The sequence below is a fragment of the Enterobacter cloacae complex sp. S2 genome (assembly GCF_015159675.1).
GTDB lineage: Bacteria > Pseudomonadota > Gammaproteobacteria > Enterobacterales > Enterobacteriaceae > Enterobacter > Enterobacter intestinihominis.
The window spans coordinates 48,618-72,793 of the sequence record NZ_JADDTS010000035.1; the positions used below are offsets into that span (position 1 = coordinate 48,618).

Here is a 24,176-nt window from a genome sequence, read left to right on the forward strand (position 1 = left end):
GTTCTGATGAATGTCTCCTCACCCCGGCCCTCTCCCCAAAGGGGCGAGGGTGAAAGACCGCACCGTGCAATCCCCTTGCCCCTTAGGGGAGAGGATTAGGGTGAGGGGGCTGTTCTACTGATTACCCGCCCACACCACCATCACCTTATCGCCCTTGTGCTCGCGCACAAAGCCGTAGCCTTCTTTCATTGACAGCGTTGTTTGCTTGCCTTCACCCACCGCCGGATGACGGGCGCGGAACTGCCCCAGAAGCTGCCAGTGGGCGACAGTTAACGCCTGTTTACCCGTGACGTCCTGCCAGTTCATATCCGAACGGGTTCCCTGTAGCGGATCGGAGCCTGTCGGGCCAAATGGACGCTCTGATTCATCGCCGTAATAGATCTGCACGCTTCCCGGCGCCAGCAGCAGTAACTCAGCGGCGCGCTGACCCCCTTCACGGAACAGACGCGTATCGTGGGAGGAGAGATAGCTCAGCACGTTAAAACTTTGCAGCTTTTCTGCCATTTGCTGCCAGGTCAAATCCATATCTGCCAGACAGTCCACTGCTTTCGCCGCCTGCTCCTGATAGTCAAAGTTGATCATCGCATCGAAGCCGTGGCGGTAATAATCGCTCTGCATCACGCCGTGGCCCCAGGATTCACCGGTCATCCAGAACGGCGCATCGTCGAGTTTTTTGTCCGGGTTGGCTGCCTTCCACGCGGCCAGCGCCTGGCTGGCCTGGTCTTTCAGTTGCTGCCAGGCTTCATGCTCAACGTGTTTGGCGGTATCGACCCGGAAACCGTCGATGCCGTAGTCACGTACCCACTGGCTAAGCCAGTGGGTCAGGTAATCTCGCGGCGTGAAATTCGTCATCACTTTCGCGTTGGTGTCGGGCTTGTGTTGATAAAAGTTCGGCAAACCTGACGGGGTTTTTGATTCCGTTTTCAGATCCGGCAGGAAGGCCAGGGACATGGTCAAGTCGTCAAAGCCCGGGTTGTCGTAATCACCGATATCGGTACGGATCCATTTTTTACCCCACCATTTTTCCCATGCGGCTTTGTCACTGAAGTTGATGTAATCGTTGAAGCTGTGCCAGCTTTGACCCGCGCCTGGTTTCCAGTCAGTCCAGCGTTCGCCGAGCGTTTTTTTCAGCTCATCTCCCTGTAAATAGAGTGCGCCAAATTGATATTCCTGCATATCTGCAAGCGTCGCATAGCCCGCGTGGTTCATGACAACGTCAAACAGGACGCGGATACCACGCCTGTGTGCGTCGTCGACAAGCTGGCGTAAATCATCTTCGTTGCCCATGTTGGCGTCGAGTTTCGTCCAGTCCTGGGTGTAATAACCGTGATACGCGTAGTGGGGGAAATCCCCTTTGGTGCCGCCGCCAACCCAGCCGTGGATCTGCTCCAGCGGGGAGCTTATCCAGAGCGCATTCACGCCCAGTTGCTGAAGGTAATCCAGTTTGCTGGTAAGCCCTTTCAGATCGCCGCCGTGGAAAGTACCTATCTCCTGCATACCATCTTTATGGCGGCCATAGCTGTTGTCGTTGGTGGGGTCGCCATTCACGAAGCGATCGGTCAGCACGAAATAGACGGTGGCGTTTTGCCAGCTGAACGGCGCGGGTTTGTCCGTTTCGGCGCGCTCAAGCAGCAGCAGGCCATTGCTGTTGGCGGCTGGCTGAAGAGTCACTTTGCCATTTTGAACGGTCGCGGTCTGTTTGCTGTAAAAATCACGCACCACCGTGCCTTCCGGGAACGTGTTAACGACGTCGATCGTGAGCGGTTTGCCGTGCCACTTCGGGCACTGGCGGGTAACGTTTGCGACAGGCTGTGGCGCCGCACTTTGTACCGTCAGCATCAGCGTCGGCGTTCCAGAGCGCGTATCAATACGCATCTGATAAACGCCGTCACGGAATAATCGCCACTGCGGTGGCGTGCCTTCGCACGGTTTGAGCGACAGCATCTCGTTGAGCTTAATGGCCTTTGTCGGCTGCCAGCACGCGTTGTCAAGACTCAACGTCAGTGGACGGGTACCCTTCGCAAGCGTTGCCTGGCTGGTAAAGACGCCGGTACCTTCAGCGTTGAATGCGTCAAATCCCGGCGATGACCAGTCGGCATGCGCGAATGCGGGTAACATCAGAACAGCTAATGCAGTGCGTTTCATTCCATTTTCCTGTCGCGGCATTTTTGACCAGTGTGCCATTCGGCTCAGGGGAAAAACTCCTCCTCTGAGGCTTTCTGCCAGGAGGACGCGTAGGGATGAGTGATCCCGCGCAAAATTAGGCAGTTATCTGCGATATCGCGCACATTTTTCCAGTGTTGGTGCTTTAATGAGCATGTTCCGGATGACATAGTTTCGGAATTGGACTATTTATAGACGTGCTCTTGAAGACTATTTTTGGTACGATTTGAGATTCCGCTCTCAAATTTTGAAGAAAATAAGGTGTTGGAATGCTTATATCCGACCAGGAGACCTAATGATATCGACTCCCATTCGACGATATGGGGCCGCGATACTCATGTTACTCACCATGGCATTTTCAGGTGAGGTGCTTGCAAAGACGCACACGGATACAACGAGTAAGAAAGCCCACGTAATAAAGACGACAAGCAGTAAGGTTAGCAGTAAACAAGAGTATTCTCGCAATAGTGCAAAGAGTAGTTCACTTCCTGATTTGCGAAAATACCCTTCCGGGACACCAAGGAAAAAAGCGTTTCTCCGGACGGTAATGCCTTACATTAAAAGTCAAAATGCCGCGATTACTGCGGATCGTAACTGGCTGATCGCCAAACAGTACGATAGCCGCTGGTCGCCGTCTGAGCGCACTCGCCTGAAAGACATCGCCAAACGCTATAAAGTGAAGTGGAGCGGGAACACGCGTCGTGTGCCGTGGAACACTCTGTTAGAGCGTGTGGACATTATTCCAGGCAGTATGGTCGCGACAATGGCCGCCGCCGAAAGCGGTTGGGGCACCTCGAAGCTGGCGCGCAACAACAACAATCTGTTTGGCATGAAATGCGCAAAAGGTCGTTGCACTAATGCACCCGGCAAGGTGAAGGGCTATTCACAGTTTGAATCGGTGAAAGATTCCGTGAATGCCTATGTGGTGAATCTGAACACCCACCCGGCCTACTCTTCGTTCCGTAAGTCACGCGCGCAGCTGCGTAAGGCGGATCAGGAAGTGACGGCCACGGCGATGATCCACAAGCTGAAAGGTTATTCCACCCAGGGACAGCGCTACAACAACTACCTGTTCTCCATGTACCAGGATAACCAGCGTCTGATTGCCGCACATATGTAATAAAAAACGCCTTCCACTGGAAGGCGTTCTTTTTTCTAGAGCAGGACTTCACTGTACCGTTCCCGGTACTCCTTCGGCGTGGTGTCATACTCTTTCCTGAACACCGAATAGAAATACTGAAGCGACGGATAGCCGCACATCTGTGAAATCTCGTTGATCGACAGCGAGGTGGAGATCAGCAGACTGCGCGCTTTCTCCAGCTTTTCCGCATGGATCACGGCGTGGATCGTCTCACCGACTTCCTCTTTAAACCGCTTCTCCAGATTCGAACGTGAAATGCCGACCGAATCCAGCACCTGATCGACCTTAATCCCTTTGCAGGCATGATTGCGAATGTAGTGCATCGCCTGAATCACGGCCGGATCGTTTAAGGAACGGTAGTCAGTTGAGCGACGCTCGACCACGCGAACGGGCGGAACCAGCAGACGCTGGAGCGGCAGGGATTCGTTGTCTAACAGTCTGTGCAGCAGCTTTGCGGCCTGATAGCCCATCTGACGGGTACCCTGCGCCACGGATGAGAGCGCCACGCGCGACAGATAGCGCGTAAGCTCTTCGTTATCAATACCAATCACGCACAGCTTTTCAGGCACAGGAATATGCAAATGTTCGCACACCTGTAATACGTGGCGGGCGCGGGCGTCCGTCACGGCGATAATCCCTGTCTGGGGCGGCAGCGTTTGCAGCCAGTCAGCCAGGCGATTCTGTGCGTGCTGCCAGTTTTCTGGCGCGGTTTCCAGCCCCTGATAAACGACGCCGCGATACTTCTCCTGGGCAACCAACTGGCAGAAGGCATACTCACGCTCCATCGCCCAGCGCTTTCCGCTGGTGGCGGGCAATCCGTAAAACGCAAAACGATGGACGCCTTTCTCCTTTAAATGGAGGAAGGCGGTCTCAACCAGGGCATGGTTATCCGTGGCGATGTAGTGAACGGGGGGGTAATGTTCCGCTGAATGGTAAGAGCCGCCAACGCCCACGATAGGTACGTCGACGCCACTCAGCAACTGTTCAATCACGGGGTCGTCAAAGTCAGCGATAACCCCGTCTCCCAGCCAGTCTTTGATGTTCTCCAGACGGGTACGGAAATCTTCTTCGATGAAAATATCCCATTCGGATTGCGACGCCTGCAAATATTCACCAACCCCCTCAACCACCTGACGGTCATAGGCTTTGTTGGCATTGAATAACAACGTAATGCGGTGACGCTTTTCAAACATGGCTCACTTTCCCAAATTAGTCACGATACGGTTCTCAGGCGCGCCGCTTGGTGGCAGAGTCCATCCAGACTGCCAGCAAAAGAATGGCCCCTTTGACGATATACTGCCAAAACGTCGGCACGTCCATCATACTCATCCCGTTATCCAGCGAAGCCATAATAAATGCGCCCATCACCGCACCCGCCACGCTGCCAATGCCTCCGGCGAGGCTGGTCCCGCCAATCACGCAGGCGGCGATGGCGTCCAGCTCGGCAATATTACCGGCAGACGGGGAACCCGCACCCAGTCGCGAGCTGAGGATCAGCCCCGCGATGGCTACCATCAGGCCGTTGATGGCAAAGACGGCGAGTTTGGTGCGCTCGACGTTGATACCAGATAAACGCGCGGCTTCAAGATTGCCGCCGATAGCATAAATACGGCGACCGAATGCGGTACGTGTGGCCATAAACATCCCACCTAACAGCAACAGCGCCAGCAGCAGAACGGGCGTTGGGACACCGCGATAATCGTTTAGCAGCCAGATGGCCCCCAGCACAATCACCGCAGTAAGCGCCTGACGGCCGACAACCGAGGTTGAGGCAGGCGAGGCCAGCCCCAGCGCCTGGCGACGCATGCGTCCTCGCCATTGCCACGCGACAAACGCCATCAGCCCAACCACACCGATCGTAAAACCGACGCCATCAGAGAGGTAGCTTTGGCCAATCTGGGACATCGAGGCGCTGGTCGGGGATACGGTAGTGCCGTTGGTGATCCCAATCAGAATACCGCGGAAGGCCAGCATCCCTGCTAAGGTGACAATAAACGACGGGACTTTACGGTAGGCCACCCACCAGCCGTTCCACGCACCCAGCAGCAGACCCAGTACCAGCGTGACCGCAATCGTCAGCGGCAGCGGCCAGCCGAGCCAGACGTCAAAAATTGCCGCCACGCCGCCGAGCAGACCCATCATCGACCCTACCGACAGGTCAATTTCCGCTGAGATAATCACAAAGACCATCCCCACCGCCAGGATCCCGGTGATGGCGGTCTGACGCAGCAGGTTAGAGACGTTACGTGCGCTCAAATAGGAGCCATCGGTCATCCAGGTAAAGAACAACATGATGACGATAATGGCGGCAATCATTACAAAAACTTGCAGATTCAGCGATTTAAGTCCTGCGAACGCACCGGGCGTCGGAACAGCGACTTTGATATCAGACGGGTTGCTTTTCGACATGGCGTTCGCTCCTTAAGGCAGCTTCCATCACCTGCTCTTGCGTCAGGTTCTGGTTGTTCAGGTTGGCTTTGAGTTTCCCTTCATGCATGACCAGCACGCGGTCGCTCAGCCCCAGCACTTCAGGCAATTCGGACGAGATAACAATGACGGCAATCCCTTGCTGCACAAGCTGGTTGATCAGCTTGTAGATTTCATACTTCGCGCCGATATCGATCCCGCGCGTGGGTTCGTCCAGAATTAAAATGCGCGGATTAAGCAACAGGCAGCGCGCCAGAATCGCTTTCTGCTGGTTGCCGCCGCTCAGGCGACCTATCGCCAGTTCCGGCGAGGAGGTTTTCACCTTGAGCCTGGCAAGTGACTGAAGAATACACTGCTGTTCTGCGGCATCATCCAGGCTGCTCAGCGCGCCGGAAAACTGGCTGAGCGCCGCCAGCGTGATATTTTTTCCCACCGCCATGACCGGCACGATGCCGTCTTTTTTGCGGTCTTCGGGCACCATGGCAATGCCTTTGGCAATGGCCTGCTGGCAGTTGTCGATTTTTACCGGCTGACCGTCGATATAAATTTTGCCTTCCCAGCGCCCCGGCCAGACGCCAAACAGACACTGCACGGCCTCGGTTCTTCCGGCACCCACTAAACCCGCAATACCGAGAATTTCGCCGCGGTGCAGCGAGAAGGAGAGGTTATCCACGCGCTTGATGTGGCGGTTAACGGGATGCCACGCCGTCAGGTTTTCCACGCGCAGGTGTTCTTCGCCTATGGTGTGTGGTTCGTTGGGATACAGTGCGGTGAGCTCGCGACCCACCATCATGGTGATGATGTCATCTTCGCTCATGCCTTCTGCTTCACGCGTGCCAATGTGCTGCCCGTCGCGGATGACGCAGATGGTGTCGGAAATAGCTTTCACCTCATTGAGCTTGTGCGAAATATAGATGCAGGCGATACCGTGGTTTTGCAGGTCGCGGATGATATTGAGCAGAACGGCGGTTTCCTGTTCGGTGAGCGAGGCGGTTGGCTCGTCGAGGATCAGCAGGCGTACCTGTTTATTTAGCGCCTTGGCGATCTCCACCAGCTGCTGCTGGCCCAAACCTAAGTCGCCCACGCGCGTATGCGGTGAGATAGCGAGACTCACCTGGGCCAGCAGTTTTTCGCAGCGCAGCGTCATGGTGTCGTAATCCAGTACGCCGTGGCGCGAGAGTTCGACCCCAAGAAAGATATTTTCCAGCACGGTAAGGTGCTTCACCAGCGCCAGCTCCTGGTGAATGATAGCGATGCCTTTACGTTCGGTATCACGAATGTGCGTGGCCTGAAGCACCTCACCGGCAAAGACGATTTCGCCCTCGTAGCTGCCGTGCGGATAGATCCCGCACAGCACCTTCATCAGCGTGGATTTCCCCGAGCCGTTTTCGCCGCACAGCGACATCACTTCGCCGGGGTTCAGCCGCAGGCTTACGTTGTCGACCGCTTTCACCGCCCCGAAGGCTTTGGTGATGCTTTTCATTTCAAGTAAATAAGACATAACTGCTCCGCATAGCCCGACAGATGAACAGGGCAGGTCGATGCGCCCCCGCCGGGCAGGGGCTGCGCTGGATTACAGTTCACTCTTCTTATGGAAACCGTCTTTCACCACCGTGGCGTCAATATTCTCTTTGTTGACTTCGATAGGGGTAAGCAGGCGAGCTGGCACGTCTTTCAGGCCGTTATTTAACGTCGCGTCTGCTTTAGGTTGCTGGCCATTTCCCAGCTCAACGGCAATTTCGGCGGCCGTATTGGCAAGCTCGGTAATGGGCTTATAGACCGTCATAGTCTGGGTACCCGCGATAATGCGTTTTACACCCGCAAGGTCGGCGTCCTGTCCGGAAATAGCGACTTTCCCGGCCAGACCCTGCGCGCTCAGCGCCTGAATGGCGCCCCCCGCAGTGGCGTCGTTAGAGGCCACCACTGCATCGATTTTGTTGTTATTTGCGGTCAACGCGTTTTCCATAATTTTCAGCGCGTTTTCCGGTAACCAGCCGTCAGCCCACTGGTCGCCGACGACTTTAATTTTGCCCTCGTCGATATACGGCTTCAGCACTTTCATTTGTCCCTGACGGAACAGTTTGGCGTTGTTATCCACAGGCGAGCCGCCCATCAGGAAATAATTCCCTTGAGGCACTTTTGCGATCAAGCTTTTAGCCTGTAATTCACCCACCTTTTCATTGTCGAACGAAATATAATAATCAATATCCGCATTATTAATCATGCGGTCATAAGCCAGGACTTTTATGCCTTCCTGTTTTGCTTCTTTCACCACGTTGCTTAATACCTGGCCGTTATACGGGATAATGACCAGCACATCGACGCCACGGTTGATCATATTCTCAATTTGCGACATTTGCGTCTCTTCGTTGCCGTTAGCGGACTGAACGAACACCTCCGCACCGAGAGATTCCGCTTTTTTAACAAAGATATCGCGATCTTTTTGCCAGCGCTCCAGGCGTAAGTCATCAATCGCCATGCCGATTTTGACTTCTTTGGCGTGGCCGGCAAAGCTTGCAAGCAGGAGAGTAGTGCAGAGCGTTAGGGTCAGGTTCTTTATCTTCATAATTATTAGGCCTTTTTGTAGGGGTATGTGTAGCTGAGATAAAAGAAACATTCACTGCTGAGACGCAGCAAATTTTTAACGTGGAAAGGCCTGCTGGCAATTACAGATTTTTATCTTCTCATTACGATATTTGGTTTATTTCTGAATTTATGACCGCGATCGGATTTTAAAAAGCGTAACCTATTAATTACATTTGATTCTGGAATGCGCGCCGAAAAATAGTTTGTCTGCACATTATTTTGCGAGCCAGCGCACAATTGCGCATTCTCTCAATAGCAGTGTGAAATAACGTAATTGAGCAACCTCCAATGTCTATTCACTATTACTCCAGAAGCAAGACCACGCCGCATACCCTGATTATGGAGCTCAATATGCAAGCTTATTTCGACCAACTCGATCGCGTTCGTTTCGAAGGCACGAAAACGACCAATCCTTTAGCATTTCGTCACTACAACCCGGATGAGCTGGTGCTGGGTAAGCGCATGGAAGATCACTTGCGCTTTGCCGCCTGCTACTGGCACACCTTCTGCTGGAACGGTGCCGATATGTTCGGCGTGGGCTCTTTTGACCGTCCATGGCAACAGCCGGGCGAGGCCATTGAGCTGGCGAAGCGTAAAGCCGACGTCGCGTTCGAGTTCTTCCATAAGCTGAACGTGCCGTACTACTGTTTCCACGATGTGGACGTGTCGCCGGAAGGGGCGTCGCTGAAAGAGTATCTGAACAATTTTGCGCAGATGGTCGACGTGCTGGCTGAAAAACAGCAGCAAAGCGGCGTGAAGCTGCTCTGGGGTACGGCTAACTGCTTTACCAACCCTCGCTATGGCGCGGGCGCGGCAACCAACCCGGACCCGGAAGTCTTCAGCTGGGCGGCAACCCAGGTCGTGACTGCGATGAACGCCACGCATCAGCTGGGCGGTGAGAACTACGTTCTCTGGGGCGGTCGTGAAGGCTATGAAACGCTGCTGAATACTGACCTGCGCCAGGAGCGTGAGCAGATTGGGCGCTTTATGCAGATGGTTGTGGACCACAAGCACAAAATCGGCTTCCGCGGTACGCTGCTGATTGAGCCAAAACCACAGGAGCCAACCAAGCATCAGTACGACTACGATGTCGCCACCGTGTATGGCTTCCTGAAGCAGTTTGGTCTGGAAAAAGAGATCAAAGTGAACATTGAGGCTAACCACGCCACGCTGGCGGGCCACTCGTTCCATCACGAAATCGCCTCTGCGATTGCGCTGGGCATCTTCGGATCGGTGGATGCGAACCGCGGCGATCCGCAGCTGGGCTGGGATACCGACCAGTTCCCGAACAGCGTCGAAGAGAATGCGCTGGTGATGTACGAAATCATCAAAGCGGGCGGTTTCACCACCGGCGGCCTGAACTTCGACGCCAAAGTGCGTCGCCAGAGCACCGATAAATACGATTTGTTCTACGGGCATATTGGCGCGATGGACACCATGGCGCTGGCGCTGAAGGTGGCGGCCCGTATGATTGAAGACGGTGAGCTGGATAAGCGCGTGGCGAAGCGCTACAGCGGCTGGAACAGTGAGCTGGGCCAGCAAATTTTGAAAGGTCAGTTATCGCTTGCGGAGATCGCGAAGTACGCTGAACAGCATCAGTTGGCACCGCAGCATCAGAGCGGCCATCAGGAACTGCTGGAAAACCTGGTCAATCACTACCTGTTCGATAAATAACAGCATTCATGCCCGGTAAGCGCAGCGCCGCCGGGCATTTCTGTCAAAGGAGTCACCACATGTATATCGGGATCGATCTTGGCACGTCGGGGGTGAAAGCCATCCTGTTAAGCGAGCAGGGCGATGTGTTAGCCACGCAGACTGAAAAGTTGCAGGTTTCACGCCCGCAGCCACTTTGGTCGGAACAAGATCCGGAGCAGTGGTGGCAGGCGACGGACCGCGCGATGAAAGCCTTAGGTGAGCAGCACAGCCTGCGCGACGTGAAAGCGCTGGGCATTGCCGGGCAAATGCATGGCGCCACGCTGCTGGATAGCCAGCATCGCGTTCTGCGCCCGGCTATTCTCTGGAACGATGGCCGCTGTGCGGAAGAGTGCGCGATCCTTGAGGAGCGTGTGCCTGCGTCCCGCGAGATTACGGGCAATCTGATGATGCCCGGTTTTACCGCGCCAAAACTCCTGTGGGTGCAGCTCCATGAGCCTGAGATTTTTCGTCAGGTGGCGAAGGTTCTGTTGCCGAAAGACTACCTGCGTTTTCGCATGACGGGGGATTTTGCCAGCGACATGTCTGACGCCGCGGGCACGATGTGGCTCGACGTGGCGAAACGGGACTGGAGCGAAGCGATGCTGGATGCCTGCCAGCTGACGCGCGATCATATGCCTGCGCTGTTTGAAGGCAGTGATATCACGGGCGCTTTGCAGCCTTCTGTTGCTGAACGCTGGAATATGCCAGCCGTACCTGTCGTTGCCGGCGGCGGCGATAATGCGGCGGGTGCGGTCGGCGTGGGGATGGTGGAGACAGGACAGGCCATGCTCTCGCTCGGCACTTCCGGCGTCTATTTTGCGGTCAGTGACGGCTATCGTAGTAACCCTGAAAGCGCCGTACACAGCTTCTGCCACGCGTTGCCGGATAAATGGCATTTGATGTCGGTGATGCTGAGCGCGGCATCCTGCCTCGACTGGGCGGCAAAGCTGACCGGAATGGCGGACGTCCCGGCGCTTATCGCAGCGGCACAGCAGGCGGATGATACTGTCGGTGCGGTCTGGTTTTTACCGTACCTTTCAGGCGAGCGGACGCCGCATAACAACCCGGAAGCGAAAGGGGTCTTCTTCGGCCTTACCCATCAGCACGGCCCGGCAGAGCTGGCACGCGCGGTGCTTGAAGGGGTCGGCTATGCGCTGGCGGACGGCATGGATGTCGTGCATGACTGTGGCTTGACGCCATCCAGCATTACGTTAATTGGCGGCGGGGCACGAAGCAGCTACTGGCGGCAAATGCTTTCTGATATCAGCGGGTTGCAGCTGGACTATCGTACTGGGGGAGATGTTGGTCCGGCGCTCGGTGCGGCACGGCTGGCGCAAATTGCGCTGAACCGGGATAAACCACTGCCCCAGCTTTTGCCCCAGTTGCCGCTTGAACAGCAGCATCGTCCTGATGCGAAAAATCATGCTCGCTACGCTGAAAGACGAGACGTTTTCCGCAAAATCTATCAGCAGCTTTTACCGCTAATGTCATAAACAGGAGCCGGGTGGCGCTAACGCTTACCCGGCCTGCCAGCCTTCAACCGGGTTAGCTCACAAACCTGCGTGTATCGATGCGTTGCAGCAGCATTGAGAGCAGCAGGCTGACAACCAGCGTAACGGTAAATATCCAGACAATATCCAGCACCGGCCAGCTTTTAAGCTCAACGCCGCGGGTGCGCAGGGCGTGGATCACCAGCGCGTGAAAACCGTAAATGCCCAGCGAGTGGCGAGAGATAAACCCCAGCACCGGAAGCGGGCGGGTATTCAGGGTGTTTTTAACCAGAGTCAGCAGCGAAACCGCGCAGATAAAGACCATCGGCCCGCAGTAGAGATACCAGGTATCGGCAAAGTTTCCGCGCCATTGCAGCTCGTGCAGCGTCCCTCGAGAGATAATAAACACACCGGCGATAAATGCTGCCGCGCAAAGCCAGTTTATTCCTCTCTTTTGCGTCTCCATCATGCCGATGGCGCGCCCCAGCATGCCGTACAGCACGTAATAAAACGTATCGCCGTTGATATAGAGGTTAACGGGCAGCCATTCAAAGCCATCAATTTTCTGTGAGACGGTATTCGGGTTTGCCACGATCCCGATTATTACCATCAAGGCCAGCAGCATTTTACCGCTAACGTTTTTTACCTGAATTAACGGCGAAACCAGATAGATAACCATTATCGCGAAGAAAAACCACAGATGATAGAACACTGGTTTTTGCAACAAATTGAGCAGGGAACGTTCAGCATTAATTGAAGTGAACAGGATGATATAGAGCAGCGAAATGGCGCTGTAAAACAGCAAACAGGAGACAATACGGATGAAATGTCTCGGCTGCGCGCTACGCTCGCCAAAAAAGAGAAAACCGGAAATCATAAAGAACAGCGGGACGCTCACGCGTGAGGCTGAGTTCAGAATATTGGCGACATCCCAGTTAACAGGGCTGATACTGTGCGCGTTCGTGACATACCAGGTCGTAGTGTGGATCATCACCACCATCAGACAGGCTATTCCCCGCAGGTTATCAATCCAGTTAATTTTTGACTGCATCAGTTCCTCTGTATTCCTGATAAAGAAAGTGTGACTGCGATTGCGTAAAACTTTTCCCTTGGAAAATTCTGAGTTTAGCCAGGCTGTCTTGTCGGGAGCTGGCGAGATTCGCAGAATGTTGAACATTAATCTATAAACGTGTTGCTACTAAAAATAACAGCCACTGACCAGGGCGGTAATAAAAATGATGATGAAGCGTGGGGCGTCACTCTTTCTGCTGCTTTTATTAGCAGGGTGCAGTGCTTCTCAGGAGGCTCCAGTCCAAAAAGCGCAGCAGGGGAAAATGAGCCCGGAGCGTTCCCTGAATATGGAACAGCTGTGCAGGGATCAGGCGGCTCACCGCTATAATTCCGAAGCACAGAAAATTCATATTAACGGCTTCGAGCGCTTTCAGGGCAGCTATGAACTGAAAGGCTATACGGCGCGTAAAGAGGGCTTTGTCTGCTCTTTTGATGCAGACGGCCAGTTTTTACATCTCTCAATGCGCTAAATTGCTCGTATAAGCAGCAACCAGAGCCTTCGCAGGTTCTGGCTGTAGGGCTTATTCCCCAATTTTCCCTAAACAACCCCGTTTCGTACTGTATATCTTGCAGCCAGCGGGTATACTGATCCCTTCCATTTAAAACCACACGTATCCAGCACGAAATACTATGCAAAAGTTTGATACCAAGACCTTCCAGGGCCTGATCCTGACCTTACAGGATTACTGGGCTCGTCAGGGCTGCACCATTGTTCAACCTTTGGACATGGAAGTTGGCGCAGGCACCTCACACCCGATGACCAGCCTGCGCGCGTTAGGGCCAGAGCCAATGGCGACCGCCTATGTTCAGCCATCCCGTCGTCCGACCGATGGCCGTTACGGCGAAAACCCGAACCGTTTGCAGCACTACTATCAGTTCCAGGTGGTGATTAAGCCATCACCTGACAATATTCAGGAACTGTACCTCGGGTCACTGAAAGAGCTGGGTATGGATCCGACCATTCACGACATTCGTTTCGTGGAAGATAACTGGGAAAACCCAACGCTGGGTGCCTGGGGTCTGGGTTGGGAAGTGTGGCTGAACGGCATGGAAGTGACCCAGTTCACCTACTTCCAGCAGGTTGGCGGTCTGGAATGTAAACCGATCACCGGCGAAATCACCTATGGTCTGGAACGTCTGGCCATGTACATTCAGGGCGTAGACAGCGTTTACGACCTGGTCTGGAGTGACGGCCCGCTGGGTAAAACCACCTACGGCGACGTGTTCCATCAGAACGAAGTGGAGCAATCCACCTATAACTTCGAATACGCGGACGTGGACTTCCTGTTCACCTGCTTCGAGCAGTACGAGAAAGAAGCCCAGCAGCTGCTGGCGCTGGAGACTCCGCTGCCTCTGCCTGCCTACGAGCGTATTCTGAAGGCTGCCCACAGCTTCAACCTGCTGGATGCCCGCAAAGCGATCTCCGTGACTGAACGTCAGCGCTACATTCTGCGTATTCGTACCCTGACCAAAGCCGTTGCTGAAGCTTACTACGCGTCCCGTGAAGCCCTTGGCTTCCCGATGTGCAACCGAAACAAATAAGAGGCGGCCATGTCTGAGAAAACTTTCCTGGTGGAAATCGGCACTGAAGAGCTGCCACCAAAAGCCCTGCGCAGCCTGGCTGAATCTTTCGCTGCGAACGTCACTGCTGAGCTGGATAACGCTGGCCTGGCGCACGGTAAAATTGAGTGGTTTGCTGCGCCGCGTCGTCTGGCGCTGAAAGTGGCAAACCTGGCGGCGTCCCAGCCGGATCGCGAAGTTGAAAAACGTGGCCCGGCCATTGCCCAGGCGTTCGACGCGGAAGGCAAGCCGAGCAAAGCGGCTGAAGGCTGGGCGCGCGGCTGCGGTATCACCGTCGATCAGGCCGAACGTCTGACCACCGACAAAGGTGAATGGCTGCTGTATCGTGCCCATGTGAAAGGCGAAAGCGCGGAAGCGCTGCTGCCAGATATGATTGCGACCTCGCTGGCTAAGCTGCCGATTCCTAAGCTGATGCGCTGGGGCGCGTCTGACGTTCACTTTGTGCGTCCGGTTCACACCGTGACCCTGCTGCTGGGCGATACCGTTATTCCGGCGACCATTCTGGGCGTGGCGTCCGATCGCGTGATCCGCGGCCACCGCTTTATGGGCGAGCCGGAGTTCACCATCGACAATGCTGATCAGTACCCGCAGATCCTGCTGGAGCGCGGTAAGGTCATTGCTGACTACGAACAGCGTAAAGCCAAAATCAAAGCTGACGCCGAAGAAGCGGCGCGCAAAATTGGCGGTAATGCCGATCTGAGCGATAGCCTGCTGGAAGAAGTGACCTCTCTGGTCGAATGGCCGGTTGTGCTGACCGCGAAATTCGAAGAGAAATTCCTGGCCGTTCCGGCTGAAGCGCTGGTGTACACCATGAAGGGTGACCAAAAGTACTTCCCGGTTTACGCCAACGACGGCCAGCTGCTGCCAAACTTCATCTTCGTCGCGAACATCGAATCGAAAGATCCGAGCCAGATTATCTCCGGTAACGAGAAAGTGGTGCGTCCACGTCTGGCGGACGCCGAGTTCTTCTTCAACACCGACCGTAAAAAACGTCTGGAAGATAACCTGCCGCGTCTGCAAACCGTACTCTTCCAGCAGCAGCTGGGTACGCTGCGCGACAAGACTGACCGTATCGCGGAGCTGTCCGGCTGGATTGCCCGTGAAATTGGCGCCGACGTTAACCACGCTACCCGCGCGGGCCTGCTCTCCAAGTGCGACCTGATGACCAACATGGTGTTCGAATTTACCGACACCCAGGGCGTGATGGGCATGCACTACGCGCGTCATGACGGCGAAGCGGAAGACGTGGCTGTGGCCCTGAACGAGCAGTATCAGCCGCGCTTTGCCGGTGACGATCTGCCGTCTAACCCGGTTGCCTGCGCCGTGGCGATTGCCGATAAGATGGACACCCTGGCGGGTATCTTCGGTATCGGTCAGCATCCGAAAGGCGACAAAGACCCGTTTGCGCTGCGTCGTGCTGCGCTGGGCGTGCTGCGCATCATCGTAGAGAAGAACCTCAATCTCGATCTGCAAACGCTGACCGAAGAAGCGGTCCGTCTGTACGGCGATAAGCTGACCAACGCGAAGGTTGTGGATGATGTTATCGACTTTATGCTCGGTCGTTTCCGTGCGTGGTATCAGGACGAAGGTTACTCCGTTGATACCATTCAGGCGGTGCTGGCGCGTCGTCCGACCCGTCCGGCAGATTTCGATGCGCGTATGAAGGCGGTATCCCACTTCCGTACGCTGGAAGCGGCGTCTGCGCTGGCCGCGGCCAACAAGCGTGTATCCAACATCCTCGCGAAATCCGACGAGACGCTGAACGAACGCGTAAACGCTGCAACCCTGAAAGAGCCGGAAGAGATTTCTCTGGCGATGCAGGTTGTGGTGCTACGCGACAAGCTGGAGCCGTATTTCGCGGAAGGTCGCTACCAGGAAGCACTGGTGGAGCTGGCGGAGCTACGTGATGTCATCGATGCCTTCTTCGAGAAGGTGATGGTGAATGTGGAAGATAAAGAGCTGCGTATTAACCGTCTCTCGATGCTTGAGAAACTGCGTGAGCTGTTCCTGCGCGTGGCGGATATTTCGCTGCTGCAATAATGTAAAAAACCCGCCCCTGACAGGCGGGAAGAACGGCAACTAAACTGTCTCTCTTCGCCAATGGCGCCATAACTGCGTTGGCTGCGCTCGTTCACCCGAATCACTTACTAATGTAAGCTCATCGGGATTCGCTCGCTTGCCGCCTTGTTCTGACGTCATTGGCTTTAAGATACTTTTCCTTATTTACATTTACACTCTCTCAAACACCGTCGCGATCCCCTGACCCAACCCGATACACATCGTCGCCAGTCCGAACTGGGCATCTTTGCGTTCCATCAGGTTGATCAGCGTGGTGCTGATACGCGCCCCGGAGCAGCCCAGCGGGTGACCGAGGGCTATCGCGCCGCCATTGAGGTTAATCTTCTCGTCGATCTGATCCATCAGCCCCAGATCTTTAATGCACGGCAGGATCTGCGCGGCGAACGCTTCGTTCATCTCAAAGAGGTCGATATCACTTGCGCTCAGCCCCGCTTTTTTCAGCGCCAGTTTTGACGCCGGGACCGGACCGTAACCCATGATGGAAGGATCGCAGCCCACGACTGCCATCGAACGCACGCGGGCGCGTGGCGTCAGGCCTAATTCGCGGGCGCGGCTTTCGCTCATCACTAACATGGCGGCGGCACCGTCGGACAGGGCAGACGAGGTGCCCGCCGTTACCGTGCCGGTGACCGGATCAAACGCCGGACGCAGGGTAGAAAGCGCTTCAACAGTGGTTTCAGGACGGATAACTTCGTCGTAGCTGAACTGCTTCAGTACGCCGTCTGCGTCGTGACCGCCGGTTGGGATGATCTCATTTTTAAAGGCACCAGACTGCGTGGCGGCCCAGGCGCGGGCATGCGAGCGCGCGGCAAAGGCATCCTGCATTTCACGGCTGATGCCGTGCAGACGGGAGAGCATCTCGGCGGTCAGGCCCATCATACCGGCGGCTTTCGCCACGTTGCGGCTCATGCCCGGATGGAAATCGACCCCGTGGCTCATCGGCACGTGGCCCATGTGCTCCACGCCGCCCACCAGACAGGCCTGCGCATCGCCGGTCATGATCATCCGTGCCGCGTCGTGCAGCGCCTGCATCGACGAGCCGCAAAGACGGTTGACGGTGACCGCTGGAACCGAATGCGGGATCTCCGCCAGCAGAGACGCGTTACGGGCGATGTTGAAACCCTGCTCCAGCGTCTGCTGGACGCAGCCCCAGTAAATATCGTCCAGCGCAGCAGGGTCCAGCGCCGGGTTACGCGCCAGCAGGCTACGCATCAGGTGCGCCGAGAGATCTTCCGCACGCACGTTACGGAATGCACCGCCTTTTGAACGGCCCATCGGGGTGCGAATCGCATCAACAATGACAACCTTTTCCATTGTGACTCCTTAAGCCGTTTTCAGCGTGCCAACCGGACGGGCTGGCTCAACTGCTGGATAGTAGGGTTCGTTATGGCGCGCTTTGTTACGCAGACCTTCCGGCACCTCATAAAGCGGACCGAGGTGCTGATATTGCTGAGCCATATCGAGATAGCGAGCGCTGCCGAGCGTATCCAGCCAACGGAACGCGCCGCCGTGGAACGGAGGGAAGCCGAGGCCGTACACCAGCGCCATATCCGCTTCTGCCGGGCTGGCGATAATGCCTTCTTCGAGGCAACGTACCACTTCGTTGATCATCGGGATCATCATCCGGGCGATGATCTCATCGTCAGTGAAGTCGCGTTTTGGCTGACTGACGTCGGCCAGCAGGCCATCCACCGCCGGATCTTCTTCTTTCTTCGGTTTGCCTTTGCTGTCTTCTTTATAGCGCCAGAAGCCCAGACCGTTTTTCTGCCCAAAGCGGTTGGCGTCGAACAGGGCGTCAATGGCGTCGCGATAATCTTTCTGCATGCGCTGCGGGAAGCCCGCCGCCATCACCGCCTGCGCGTGATGGGCAGTGTCGATGCCGACAACGTCCAGCAGATACGCCGGGCCCATCGGCCAGCCGAACTGTTTTTCCATCACTTTGTCGATTTTGCGGAAGTCTGCGCCGTCGCGCAGCAGCTGGCTGAAACCGGCGAAGTACGGGAACAGCACGCGGTTAACGAAGAAGCCCGGGCAGTCGTTAACGACGATTGGCGTTTTGCCCATCTTGCTCGCCCACGCCACCACTTTGGCGATGGTTTCGTCGGAGGTTTTTTCCCCACGGATCACTTCGACCAGCGGCATGCGATGCACCGGGTTAAAGAAGTGCATCCCGCAGAAGTTTTCCGGACGCTTCAGCACGCTCGCCAGTTCGCTGATAGGAATGGTGGAGGTGTTAGAGGCCAGTACGGTCTCAGGACGCACCTTCTCTTCCGTTTCGGCCAGCACTGCTTTTTTGACTTTCGGATTCTCAACGACCGCTTCAACCACCACGTCCACGCGCTCAAAGCCGCTGTATTCCAGCGTTGGCTGGATGGTGGAGATCACGCCTGCAAGCTTCAGGCCGTCAATTTTGCCGCGCTCAAGCTGTTTATTCAGCAGCTTGGCCGCTTCGGTCATGCCCAGCGTCAGGGATTTCTCGTTGATGTCTTTCATCACTACCGGCACGCCTTTCCATGCAGACTGGTAGGCGATGCCGCCACCCATAATGCCCGCGCCGAGTACCGCCGCGTGTTTTGGCGTTTCAACGTTTTTGGTGAGTTGTTTGGCTTTGCCCTTCACGAACTGATCGTTAAGGAAGATACCAACCAGCGCGCGGGCTTCGTTGGTGTGCGCCAGCGGGACAAAGCTCTGGTTTTCCAGCTTCAGGGCTTCATCACGGCCCAGACGGGCTGCCGCTTCAATGGTTTTCACCGCCGTGATCGGCGCCGGGTAGTGTTTACCCGCCGTCTGCATCACCATGCCCTTGGCGATGGTGAAGCTCATGGTGGCTTCAATTTTGCTGAGCTTCAACGGCTCCAGCTTTGGCTGACGTTTGGCTTTCCAGTCGAGATCGCCGTTAATCGCCTGACGCAGTATGGCGACAGCGCCTTCAATCAGTTTTTCAGGCTTAACCACGCCGTCCACCAGACCGATTTTCTGCGCCTGTTCCGCGCCGACATCTTTACCTGCGGCAATGATTTCCAGCGCGCTGTCGGCACCCAACATGCGCGGCATACGCACCGAGCCACCAAAGCCCGGCATAATGCCCAGTTTGGTTTCCGGCAGGCCGATGCGCAGGTCTGAGGTCGCCAGACGGTAATCAGTGGCTAACACGCATTCGCAGCCGCCGCCCAGCGCGTAACCGTTAACGGCAGAAAGGGTCGGGACAGGCAGATCTTCCAGACGATTAAAGACGCTGTTCGCAAAGTGCAGCCACTGGCTCAGCTGCTCTTCGGGCACCAGGAACAGCGACAGGAATTCGGTGATATCCGCGCCAACGATAAAGGCCGCTTTGTTGGAGCGCAGCAGCAGCCCTTTTAAATCTGATTGCTTTTCAAGTATATCCAGCGCCTGGCCAAGACTGGCCACCGTCGCGGTATCAAGCTTGTTCACTGAGCCGGGGGCATCGAACACCAGTTCGGCAATGCCATCTTCCAGCCAGTCTACGTACAGGGTGTCGCCTTTGTAGAGCATGTCGGTCTCCTGAATCCAGCAATTGGATCTGGTCATACCAGATGAAACGGAGTGTGGAATTTATGTTAATAAAATGCAAATTAGTCATTAAGAAATTGCTGCGCTGATCACGGTCGGTGGAAATCACGCAGCCGGAGTGAGGTGTGCTAAGATGCGATGACTTGAGGTCAAAAAAACGAAAGGAAGAATGATGGACTCACTGGCTTCGCTTTATAAAAATCATATCGTTACCCTACAGGAACGTACCCGCGATGTACTGGCCCGCTTCAAGCTGGATGCCCTGCTGATCCACTCCGGCGAGCTGATGAATACTTTTCTTGATGACCACGCTTATCCCTTCAAGGTTAACCCGCAGTTTAAAGCCTGGGTGCCTGTCACGCAGGTTCCAAATTGCTGGCTGCTGGTGGATGGCGTGAACAAGCCGAAACTGTGGTTCTACCTGCCGGTCGATTACTGGCACAACGTGGAGCCGCTGCCGACCTCATTCTGGACCGAAGAAATTGACGTGATTGCGCTGCCAAAAGCAGACGGCATTGGCAGCCAGTTGCCAGCGGCGCGTGGGAACATCGGCTACATTGGTCCGGTTCCTGAGCGTGCGCTGGGTCTGGATATTCCGGCAGATAAACTCAACCCGAAAGGCGTGCTGGATTATCTGCACTACTATCGCGCCTACAAGACCGACTACGAACTTTACTGCATGCGTGAAGCGCAAAAAACGGCGGTGAATGGCCACCGTGCGGCGCACGAAGCGTTCCAGTCCGGTATGAGCGAGTTCGATATCAATCAGGCCTACCTGACGGCGACCGGCCACCGCGATACCGACGTGCCGTACAGCAACATCGTGGCGCTGAATGAACATGCCTCGGTTCTGCACTACACCAAACTGGATCATCAGGTTCCGGCTGAGATGCGCAGCTTCCTGCTGGACGCGGGGGCTGAGTACAATGGCTATGCGGCAGACCTGACCCGTACCTGGGCGGCGAATGCGGATACTGATTTTGCGCAATTGATCAAAGACGTGAACGACGAACAGCTGGCGCTGATTGGCACCATGAAGGCCGGAACCAGCTACGTGGATTATCACATCCAGTTCCATCAGCGCATCGCTAAACTGCTGCGTAAGCATCAGATTGTCAAAGACATGAGCGAAGAGGCGATGGTTGAGAACGATTTGACCGGGCCATTTATGCCGCACGGTATCGGCCACCCGCTGGGTTTACAGGTTCATGACGTCGCGGGCTTTATGCAGGATGATACCGGTACGCACCTGGCGGCACCGTCTAAATATCCTTATCTGCGCTGCACCCGCGTTCTGGCGCCGCGTATGGTATTGACCATCGAGCCGGGTATCTACTTTATTGAATCCCTGCTGGCGCCGTGGCGCGAAGGGCAGTTCAGCAAGCACTTCAACTGGGAGAAAATTGAAGCGTTGAAGCCGTATGGCGGCATTCGTATCGAAGATAACGTGGTTATTCACGAGAACAGCATCGAGAACATGACGCGAGATCTGAAGCTGGCCTGATGGAAAGCTGGCTGATACCGGCCGAGCCGGTCACCTTTGTTGAGGAAATCAAGAAAAGCCGCTTTATCACGCTGTTGGCGCATACTGACGGCGTGGAGGCGGCGAAGGCGTTCGTCGAGTCCGTCCGCGCGCAGCACCCCGATGCCCGCCATCACTGTGTGGCGTGGGTCGCAGGGCCGCCAGACGACTCACAGCAGCTCGGGTTTTCTGACGACGGTGAACCGGCGGGTACGGCCGGAAAACCGATGCTATCCCAGTTGATGGGCAGCGGCGTGGGTGAAATCACCGCCGTCGTGGTCCGCTACTACGGGGGCATTTTGTTAGGCACCGGAGGGCTGGTTAAAGCCTACGGAGGGGGTGTCCAGCAGGCGCTTAATCTGCTGATAACAACCCGCAAAACGCCACTTACGGAATATACTTTGTTATGCGATTACGCCCAGCTATCGGGTATCGAAGCACTGCTTAAACAGTTTAACGGCGTCATCGCACACAGTGATTATCAGGCAATGGTGCAATTACGCGTGGCGCTTCCTCAGGCGGAACTGGCTGCTTTTTCAGCAAAACTCGCTGATTTTAGTCGCGGTTCATTGCAATTACTGCCGATTGAAGAATAATCCCCACCTCACAATTTTGAATACCTAAGGAAGCGGCAGAGATGCATTTTCGTGCCATTACCCGAATCGTTGGATTGCTGGTCATACTTTTCTCCGGGACAATGATCATTCCCGGACTGGTGGCGCTCATCTACCGGGACGGCGCGGGGCGTGCATTTACGCAAACCTTTTTTGTCGCGCTGACGATTGGCTCCCTGCTGTGGTGGCCAAACCGCCGTGAGAAAGGTGAACTGAAATCCCGGGAGGGTTTTCTGATCGTGGTCCTGTTCTGGACGGTACTGGGAAGCGTGGGTGCGCTGCCGTTTATCTTCTCTGAACAACCGAATCTCACCGTCACGGATGCGTTTTTTGAATCGTTCTCCGGATTAACGACCACCGGGGCCACCACGCTTGTGGGGCTGGATTCACTCCCGCATGCAATTCTCTTTTACCGGCAGATGCTCCAGTGGTTCGGCGGTATGGGGATCATCGTGCTGGCGGTGGCTATCCTGCCGATTCTGGGCGTCGGGGGGATGCAGCTTTACCGGGCTGAAATGCCTGGCCCGTTGAAAGATAACAAGATGCGCCCGCGTATTGCGGAGACGGCGAAAACCCTTTGGCTTATTTATGTCCTGCTGACGGTGGCCTGCGCGCTGGCGCTGTGGTTTGCCGGGATGCCTGCGTTTGATGCCATCGGGCACAGCTTTGCCACTATCGCTATCGGCGGGTTCTCCACCCACGATGCCAGCGTCGGGTACTTCGACAGCCCGACGATCAATACCATCATTGCCATCTTTTTGCTGATCTCAGGCTGTAACTACGGTCTACACTTCTCGTTGCTTAGCGGCCGGAGCCTGAAGGTGTACTGGCGCGACCCGGAATTCCGGATGTTTATTGGCGTCCAGTTGACCCTGGTGATCATCTGTACCCTGGTACTATGGTTCCACGATGTCTATAACTCGGCGGTCACGACCCTGAACCAGGCCTTCTTCCAGGTGGTATCGATGGCGACAACCGCCGGTTTCACCACGGACAGTATTGCGCGTTGGCCGCTGTTCCTGCCGGTGCTGCTGTTGTGCTCTGCGTTTATCGGCGGCTGTGCCGGGTCGACGGGCGGCGGCCTGAAGGTGATCCGTATTCTGCTGCTGTTCAAGCAGGGGAACCGTGAACTTAAACGTCTCGTCCACCCGAATGCGGTTTACAGCATCAAGCTGGGCAATCGTGCACTGCCGGAGCGTATCCTCGAAGCGGTGTGGGGATTCTTCTCCGCTTATGCGCTGGTCTTTATTGTCAGTATGCTGGCGATTATCGCCACGGGCGTGGATGATTTCTCTGCCTTCGCCTCTGTGGTGGCAACGTTAAACAACCTGGGGCCGGGGCTGGGTGTCGTGGCGGATAATTTCGCCAGTATGAACCCGGTGGCAAAGTGGATCTTAATCGCCAATATGCTGTTTGGTCGTCTTGAGGTCTTTACGCTGCTGGTGCTGTTTACCCCAACATTCTGGCGTGAGTAAGGAGACATTGGTGAAAACGTTAATTCTTTTCTCAACGCGTGATGGGCAAACGCGTGAGATTGCTTCATATCTGGCTTCTGAACTCAAAGAGCTGGGCATTTATTCTGATGTGGTGAACCTGAATCGCACTGAACAGATTGCCTGGCAGGATTACGACCGTGTGGTCATTGGCGCTTCAATTCGTTACGGTCATTTCCATCCGGCGCTGGATCGCTTTGTGAAAAAGCATACGGCGGAGCTCGCTAAGCTGCCCGGCGCGTTTTACTCGGTCAACCTGGTTGCCCGTAAAGCAGAGAAGCGTACACCGCAGACTAACAGCTATACGCGCAAGTTTTTGCTGAGCTCGCCATGGCAGCCCGATATCTGTTCTGTCTTTGCGGGCGCGCTGCGTTACCCGCGTTACCGCTGGTATGACCGCTTTATGATCCGCCTGATCATGAAGATGACGGGCGGGGAAACGGATACGCGTAAAGAAGTGGTTTATACCGACTGGGATCAAGTGGCCAGTTTTGCCCGTGAAATTGCACGTTTAACGGACGATTCGCGGGTTAAATAAGCGTTGAGTTTGAAAAGTGAGCGAACGAAAAGTATTTTGTATTTAGTGCTTGTCACTTCAGAAGAACTCCCTATAATGCGCCTCCACTGACACGGAACAACGGCACACACGCCGCCGGGTCAGCAGAGAAAAGCAAAATAAACGCTTGACTCTGAAGCGGGAAAGCGTAATATGCACACCCCGCGCCGCAGCGAAAACGTAGCGGCACTGCTCTTTAACAATTTATCAGACAATCTGTATGGGCA

Annotated in this window: 18 protein-coding genes; 10 read left to right on the forward strand and 8 right to left on the reverse strand. The window is 55.4% G+C overall.

Features of this window, described 5'->3' with window-relative positions; genetic code table 11:
• Window positions 1-114: 114 nt before the first annotated feature.
• Window positions 115-2,145, reverse strand: coding sequence for an alpha-amylase (locus tag IPZ49_RS16075; protein WP_063147025.1), 2,031 nt, complete (start codon window positions 2,143-2,145; stop codon window positions 115-117).
• Window positions 2,146-2,458: 313 nt separating this feature from the next.
• On the opposite strand from IPZ49_RS16075, the gene IPZ49_RS16080 reads away from it, so the two are divergent.
• Window positions 2,459-3,283 carry a protein bax gene (locus IPZ49_RS16080; protein ID WP_022649749.1) on the forward strand — a complete coding sequence of 275 codons (825 nt, stop codon included), beginning with the start codon at window positions 2,459-2,461 and terminating at the stop codon, window positions 3,281-3,283.
• A gap of 35 nt (window positions 3,284-3,318) precedes the next feature.
• Here IPZ49_RS16080 and xylR read toward each other — a convergent pair whose 3' ends face one another.
• The 4 genes from xylR to xylF all read right to left on the reverse strand — a co-directional run bounded on the left by xylR (window position 3,319) and on the right by xylF (window position 8,297).
• Window positions 3,319-4,497: a D-xylose utilization transcriptional activator XylR gene (xylR, locus tag IPZ49_RS16085; protein WP_038416899.1), complete on the reverse strand. Its 1,179-nt coding sequence runs from the start codon at window positions 4,495-4,497 to the stop codon at window positions 3,319-3,321.
• Window positions 4,498-4,531: 34 nt separating this feature from the next.
• Entirely contained in the window at window positions 4,532-5,713 is a 1,182-nt protein-coding gene (gene xylH / locus IPZ49_RS16090) for a xylose ABC transporter permease XylH (RefSeq protein ID WP_003860151.1), read from the reverse strand.
• On the reverse strand, window positions 5,691-7,232 hold the full coding sequence (locus IPZ49_RS16095; protein ID WP_063147024.1) for a xylose ABC transporter ATP-binding protein: 1,542 nt from the start codon (window positions 7,230-7,232) through the stop codon (window positions 5,691-5,693). Before IPZ49_RS16095 ends, xylH begins: the two co-directional genes overlap by 23 nt.
• 72 nt (window positions 7,233-7,304) lie before the next feature.
• A complete protein-coding gene (gene xylF / locus IPZ49_RS16100; protein WP_022649746.1) occupies window positions 7,305-8,297 on the reverse strand; it encodes a D-xylose ABC transporter substrate-binding protein in 993 nt (330 codons plus the stop codon).
• Between the two features lie 371 nt (window positions 8,298-8,668).
• On the opposite strand from xylF, the gene xylA reads away from it, so the two are divergent.
• Window positions 8,669-9,991 carry a xylose isomerase gene (gene xylA, locus IPZ49_RS16105; RefSeq protein ID WP_026080557.1) on the forward strand — a complete coding sequence of 441 codons (1,323 nt, stop codon included), beginning with the start codon at window positions 8,669-8,671 and terminating at the stop codon, window positions 9,989-9,991.
• 59 nt (window positions 9,992-10,050) lie between these two features.
• A complete protein-coding gene (gene xylB, locus IPZ49_RS16110; RefSeq protein WP_063147023.1) occupies window positions 10,051-11,505 on the forward strand; it encodes a xylulokinase in 1,455 nt (484 codons plus the stop codon).
• A 52-nt stretch (window positions 11,506-11,557) separates the two neighbouring features.
• Here xylB and IPZ49_RS16115 read toward each other — a convergent pair whose 3' ends face one another.
• Window positions 11,558-12,553 carry an acyltransferase gene (locus IPZ49_RS16115; protein ID WP_058677323.1) on the reverse strand — a complete coding sequence of 332 codons (996 nt, stop codon included), beginning with the start codon at window positions 12,551-12,553 and terminating at the stop codon, window positions 11,558-11,560.
• A 184-nt stretch (window positions 12,554-12,737) separates the two neighbouring features.
• On the opposite strand from IPZ49_RS16115, the gene IPZ49_RS16120 reads away from it, so the two are divergent.
• The 3 genes from IPZ49_RS16120 to glyS all read left to right on the forward strand — a co-directional run bounded on the left by IPZ49_RS16120 (window position 12,738) and on the right by glyS (window position 16,194).
• The gene (locus IPZ49_RS16120; RefSeq protein ID WP_022649742.1) at window positions 12,738-13,043 is read left to right on the forward strand and encodes a YsaB family lipoprotein; all 306 of its coding nucleotides are present in this window, start codon (window positions 12,738-12,740) and stop codon (window positions 13,041-13,043) included.
• 160 nt (window positions 13,044-13,203) lie between these two features.
• Window positions 13,204-14,115: a glycine--tRNA ligase subunit alpha gene (glyQ, locus tag IPZ49_RS16125; RefSeq protein ID WP_003860141.1), complete on the forward strand. Its 912-nt coding sequence runs from the start codon at window positions 13,204-13,206 to the stop codon at window positions 14,113-14,115.
• A gap of 9 nt (window positions 14,116-14,124) precedes the next feature.
• Complete coding sequence (gene glyS, locus IPZ49_RS16130; RefSeq protein ID WP_022649741.1) at window positions 14,125-16,194, forward strand: glycine--tRNA ligase subunit beta; 2,070 nt, start codon at window positions 14,125-14,127, stop codon at window positions 16,192-16,194.
• Window positions 16,195-16,383: 189 nt separating this feature from the next.
• On the opposite strand, the gene fadA is transcribed toward glyS, so the two are convergent.
• Entirely contained in the window at window positions 16,384-17,547 is a 1,164-nt protein-coding gene (fadA, locus tag IPZ49_RS16135) for an acetyl-CoA C-acyltransferase FadA (protein WP_000416981.1), read from the reverse strand.
• A 9-nt stretch (window positions 17,548-17,556) separates the two neighbouring features.
• The gene (gene fadB, locus IPZ49_RS16140; protein WP_063147022.1) at window positions 17,557-19,746 is read right to left on the reverse strand and encodes a fatty acid oxidation complex subunit alpha FadB; all 2,190 of its coding nucleotides are present in this window, start codon (window positions 19,744-19,746) and stop codon (window positions 17,557-17,559) included.
• 190 nt (window positions 19,747-19,936) lie between these two features.
• Between fadB and pepQ the strand changes: the two genes are divergently transcribed.
• The 4 genes from pepQ to hemG are packed head-to-tail and all read left to right on the forward strand — an operon-like array spanning window position 19,937 to window position 23,931.
• Window positions 19,937-21,268, forward strand: a complete 1,332-nt coding sequence (gene pepQ / locus IPZ49_RS16145; protein ID WP_017382602.1) for a Xaa-Pro dipeptidase — start codon at window positions 19,937-19,939, stop codon at window positions 21,266-21,268.
• Entirely contained in the window at window positions 21,268-21,882 is a 615-nt protein-coding gene (locus tag IPZ49_RS16150) for an IMPACT family protein (RefSeq protein ID WP_015572737.1), read from the forward strand. Before pepQ ends, IPZ49_RS16150 begins: the two co-directional genes overlap by 1 nt.
• Before the next feature lie 41 nt (window positions 21,883-21,923).
• Complete coding sequence (gene trkH, locus IPZ49_RS16155) at window positions 21,924-23,375, forward strand: Trk system potassium transporter TrkH (protein WP_022649737.1); 1,452 nt, start codon at window positions 21,924-21,926, stop codon at window positions 23,373-23,375.
• A gap of 10 nt (window positions 23,376-23,385) precedes the next feature.
• The gene (hemG, locus tag IPZ49_RS16160) at window positions 23,386-23,931 is read left to right on the forward strand and encodes a menaquinone-dependent protoporphyrinogen IX dehydrogenase (protein WP_022649736.1); all 546 of its coding nucleotides are present in this window, start codon (window positions 23,386-23,388) and stop codon (window positions 23,929-23,931) included.
• Window positions 23,932-24,176: the final 245 nt, after the last annotated feature.

Coding starts and splice junctions, on each gene's coding strand:
- IPZ49_RS16075 (WP_063147025.1), bottom strand. CDS start 2,145: ATGAAACGCACTGCATTAGCTGTTCTGATGTTACCCGCATTCGCGCAT.
- IPZ49_RS16080 (WP_022649749.1), top strand. CDS start 2,459: ATGATATCGACTCCCATTCGACGATATGGGGCCGCGATACTCATGTTA.
- xylR (WP_038416899.1), bottom strand. CDS start 4,497: ATGTTTGAAAAGCGTCACCGCATTACGTTGTTATTCAATGCCAACAAA.
- xylH (WP_003860151.1), bottom strand. CDS start 5,713: ATGTCGAAAAGCAACCCGTCTGATATCAAAGTCGCTGTTCCGACGCCC.
- IPZ49_RS16095 (WP_063147024.1), bottom strand. CDS start 7,232: ATGTCTTATTTACTTGAAATGAAAAGCATCACCAAAGCCTTCGGGGCG.
- xylF (WP_022649746.1), bottom strand. CDS start 8,297: ATGAAGATAAAGAACCTGACCCTAACGCTCTGCACTACTCTCCTGCTT.
- xylA (WP_026080557.1), top strand. CDS start 8,669: ATGCAAGCTTATTTCGACCAACTCGATCGCGTTCGTTTCGAAGGCACG.
- xylB (WP_063147023.1), top strand. CDS start 10,051: ATGTATATCGGGATCGATCTTGGCACGTCGGGGGTGAAAGCCATCCTG.
- IPZ49_RS16115 (WP_058677323.1), bottom strand. CDS start 12,553: ATGCAGTCAAAAATTAACTGGATTGATAACCTGCGGGGAATAGCCTGT.
- IPZ49_RS16120 (WP_022649742.1), top strand. CDS start 12,738: ATGATGATGAAGCGTGGGGCGTCACTCTTTCTGCTGCTTTTATTAGCA.
- glyQ (WP_003860141.1), top strand. CDS start 13,204: ATGCAAAAGTTTGATACCAAGACCTTCCAGGGCCTGATCCTGACCTTA.
- glyS (WP_022649741.1), top strand. CDS start 14,125: ATGTCTGAGAAAACTTTCCTGGTGGAAATCGGCACTGAAGAGCTGCCA.
- fadA (WP_000416981.1), bottom strand. CDS start 17,547: ATGGAAAAGGTTGTCATTGTTGATGCGATTCGCACCCCGATGGGCCGT.
- fadB (WP_063147022.1), bottom strand. CDS start 19,746: ATGCTCTACAAAGGCGACACCCTGTACGTAGACTGGCTGGAAGATGGC.
- pepQ (WP_017382602.1), top strand. CDS start 19,937: ATGGACTCACTGGCTTCGCTTTATAAAAATCATATCGTTACCCTACAG.
- IPZ49_RS16150 (WP_015572737.1), top strand. CDS start 21,268: ATGGAAAGCTGGCTGATACCGGCCGAGCCGGTCACCTTTGTTGAGGAA.
- trkH (WP_022649737.1), top strand. CDS start 21,924: ATGCATTTTCGTGCCATTACCCGAATCGTTGGATTGCTGGTCATACTT.